Source organism: Petrachloros mirabilis (assembly GCF_975968855.1).
In genome coordinates, this window is the sequence record NZ_CDLUDY010000238.1 from 1 (window position 1) to 3,453 (window position 3,453).

The window sequence follows — 3,453 nt, forward strand, 5'->3', positions numbered from 1 at the left end:
ATGCTTCCCGCCCTTGCTATGGGGCGTGCGATCAGTCAGGCCTTGGAGGCCCTGGCGAGGCAGCCGGAAGCAGAGCGGTCGATCATGCGTACGCTCTTCATCGGGCTCGCCATGATCGAGTCGCTGGCCATCTACTGCCTGGTCATTGTCTTGATCATCCTGTTTCGTAATCCGTTACTGGAATATTTTTTCAAGCCGTAATCGATGGACGGGTAAGCCGCGCATGTTATCGCCAACCGGAGGATGACGGTGGAACTGGATTGGTCGACATTCCTGCTCGAGATCGTGAATGTGCTCGTCCTGGTATGGCTGTTGAAACGGTTCTTGTACCGTCCGGTCATGACGGTGATTGAGGAGCGTAAAGTCGCCATCGCCAAGACGGTCGCCGAAGCAACCCGGTTGCAGAAAGAAGCGGGTGCCCTGAAGGAGCAGTATGACCGGCGATTGGTCGGGTGGGAGCAAGAGCGGGAGAAGGCACGGGAGCAGTTGCAGGAAGAGATTGCAGCAGAACGGCATCGGCGGCTTGCGGTACTTCAGGCCGATCTCGAAAAGGAACGACAGCAGGCGACGGTACGGGAAAGTCAGCGGATCAAGGATATGGCCCGCCAGGCGGAAGCACTGGCGTTGTCGCAAGGGACCCAGTTTACAGCCTCGTTGTTGGCACGAGTGGCCGGCCCCGAGCTGGAAACCAAGCTCATTGACGCCATCATGGAAGATTGGTCGAGGCTGCCTCAGCCACAAGTGGAGGCGATTCGATCGGCCTTGCCGGCGAATGCCCGGGGGAGGGTAACGACCGCTTTTCCACTCGAACAGGGATCCCGTGAGAGATTGGTGAAAAAATTGGAAGGACGGCTTGATCGAACATTTGAGTGGGAATTTGTCGAGGATCGGAATCTGCTTGCCGGCCTGCGGGTAAGTCTCGGTGGATGGGTGCTGAGAGGCAATCTCCAGGACGAACTGAAATTCTTTGCCGATAGCGGGACCGGAGGCTGTTAATATGCCGACCTCGAATTCCTTCCTGGAACGGCAAGCCGGTTGGCTGCATGACTATCGCTTCGGCCTGCGAGTTCTCGAACAGGGAACGGTCGTATCGGTTGGCGACGGAATCGCCTGGATCGAGGGGCTACCCTCAGCCGCGATGGATGACATCCTCGACCTGGAGGACGGCAGCCGGGCTCTGGTCGTTGTCTTGGCCAAGAACCTGCTTGGCGCCATCCTGCTTCAGGCGACCGACGAATTGACCGCGGGAACTGCCGTGCACGTCTCAGGCAGGCATTTGACCATCCCGACCGGAGATGCGCTGCTCGGACGCATCATCGATCCTCTCGGAAATCCGCTCGATGGGCTGGGCGATCCGGAGTGCCAGGCATCTCGGCCATTGGACGTGCTTTCGCCTCCCATCGTGGATAGGGCCGCCGTGCGCAAGCCGCTCTACTCCGGGACGAAAGTAATCGATACATTGATCCCGATAGGCAAGGGCCAACGGCAGCTGATCATCGGTGACAACGGGTTGGGAAAGAGCTCGCTGGCCATCGATACGGTGATCAATCAGCAGGGGAAGGATGTCATCTGTGTCTACGTGTTGATCGGCCAGAAGCGCACGACCGTCGTCAACACCATCGATACGCTTCGCCAATACGGAGCAATGGACTATAGCGTCGTAGTCGTAGGTGAAGCGGCTGCCTTGCCGGGCCTCACCTTTCTCGCTCCCTTCGCCGGTTGCGCTATAGCCGAAGCCTGGATGGGTCAGGGAAAGGATACCCTGGTCGTCTACGACGATCTCACGACTCATGCGCAAGCCTATCGCGAACTCTCCTTGCTGCTCCGGCGTCCGCCGGGCCGCGAGGCCTATCCGGGGGACATCTTCTATCTTCATGCGCGTCTCCTGGAACGAAGCACATGCCTAGCGTTAGGCCGTGGCGGGGGCAGCATGACGGCGCTTCCGCTCGTTGAAACGAAAGAAGGCGACATCTCGGCCTACATCCCGACCAATCTCATCTCGATCACCGACGGCCAGATCTACCTGGATCGACGATTATTCGCTGCCGGAGTCCTTCCTGCGATCGACGTGACCAAGTCCGTGTCGCGAGTCGGTGGAAAGAGTCAGCATCGCCGGATCAAGGAGAAGGCCGGCCGTATGAAACTGGACTTTCTTCAGTTTTTGGAACTCGAGGTCTTCACGCGGTTCGGAACGAAACTTGAGGCGTCGATGGAACGCAGCATCGAACGAGGCCGTATGTTGCGAGAGTTGCTTAAACAGGATCGGTTGTCGCCGCTTCCCATTGAATTCGACCTCGCATGGCTGATCGCCTATGACCTTGGTGTGCTTGACAAAATTCCCAATGACAGACTCCCCGCCATCATGAGCGGTCTGTCTTCCAAACTGGGCGCCAGCGGGCTCACGCTCGATGACACGGAGGATAAGTGGAAACAGTGTATCGCAGCGTGGATCGAGGAGATGGTCTCTTATGAGCAAACGGCGTGATATAGAAGCCCACGTCCGGACCCTCGACGAGATTGAAGGGATCATGCGCGTCATGAAGAATCTGGCGTTGATGGAGAGCCATAAGTTGAGCCGCGTGCTGGCGACGCAACATCGGGTGGTTGAAAATATCGAAGCAGCGGGACAGGATTTCCTCGCGTTTCATCCGACCTTCGTGCCGGAGCTCTCCGGGAAAGAACTGTATCTGGTCATTGGGACAGAGCGGGGATTCTGTGGAGATTTTAACGACCGCCTGCTTTCCGCTCTGGACGGTCATCTTCGAACCACAGGTAATCGGGATCCTGTGTTGATTCTCGTGGGGCGCAAGCTCGTGGAACGGGCCCGTTTGGTTCACCGGTTTGCGGCAGCCGTGGAGGGCCCGACCGTGACGGAAGAGGTTCAGCCCATTCTGACCCATGTCATCGATCAATTGCGGGACGCCGCTACACAAAGGATATCCGGGGGAAGAGCTCCGGTAACTGCGGTCTATCACGATGCCGTGACGGAGTCGGTCATGGTCCGACCGCTCAGACCGTTTCCGTCTTCCCCTCGCCCAGGCCACCCAAAGCCATTCCCTCCTGGATTGACCCTGCCGCCACCTCTCTTCTTTTCTCAACTAGTCGATTTGTATCTGTTCTCGCTCTTACACGCTATCTTCTACAGCGCGCTGATGGCGGAGAGTCGAGCCCGCCTCGCTCACTTGGAGTTGGCCATTCAGCGTCTCGAACGTGAGGAAGCAGACCTGTTACGGAGACGCAACGTCCTCAGGCAGGAAGAGATTACAGAAGAAATTCAGATGTTGATGTTGAGCAACTTGGCTACACGCCGTCATCGCTAGCGCTGTAACGAAAGGACAAATACGATGGCAACCGATCCTGTGTGTCAGATGGAGGTGGATGAACAATCAGCAGTCGCGCAAAGCACCTATGGAGGGAAAACGTATTATTTTTGTGCACCAGGCTGCCGGGAAG

At 57.4% G+C, this 3,453-nt stretch carries 5 protein-coding genes; all 5 read left to right on the top strand.

What is annotated here, in order from left to right; genetic code table 11:
* Positions 1-201: ATP synthase F0 subunit C (atpE, locus tag ACWVCN_RS09920; protein ID WP_455245474.1), on the top strand; the 201-nt coding region annotated here is incomplete at its 5' end.
* 48 nt (positions 202-249) lie between these two features.
* The gene (locus ACWVCN_RS09925) at positions 250-996 is read left to right on the top strand and encodes a F0F1 ATP synthase subunit delta (protein ID WP_455245475.1); all 747 of its coding nucleotides are present in this window, start codon (positions 250-252) and stop codon (positions 994-996) included.
* 1 nt (position 997) lies between these two features.
* Entirely contained in the window at positions 998-2,485 is a 1,488-nt protein-coding gene (locus tag ACWVCN_RS09930; protein ID WP_455245477.1) for a F0F1 ATP synthase subunit alpha, read from the top strand.
* Positions 2,469-3,320, top strand: a complete 852-nt coding sequence (locus ACWVCN_RS09935) for a F0F1 ATP synthase subunit gamma (protein ID WP_455245478.1) — start codon at positions 2,469-2,471, stop codon at positions 3,318-3,320. Before ACWVCN_RS09930 ends, ACWVCN_RS09935 begins: the two co-directional genes overlap by 17 nt.
* A gap of 24 nt (positions 3,321-3,344) precedes the next feature.
* Positions 3,345-3,453 (top strand): YHS domain-containing protein (locus ACWVCN_RS09940; RefSeq protein WP_455245480.1); only part of this gene is annotated, 109 nt, incomplete at its 3' end.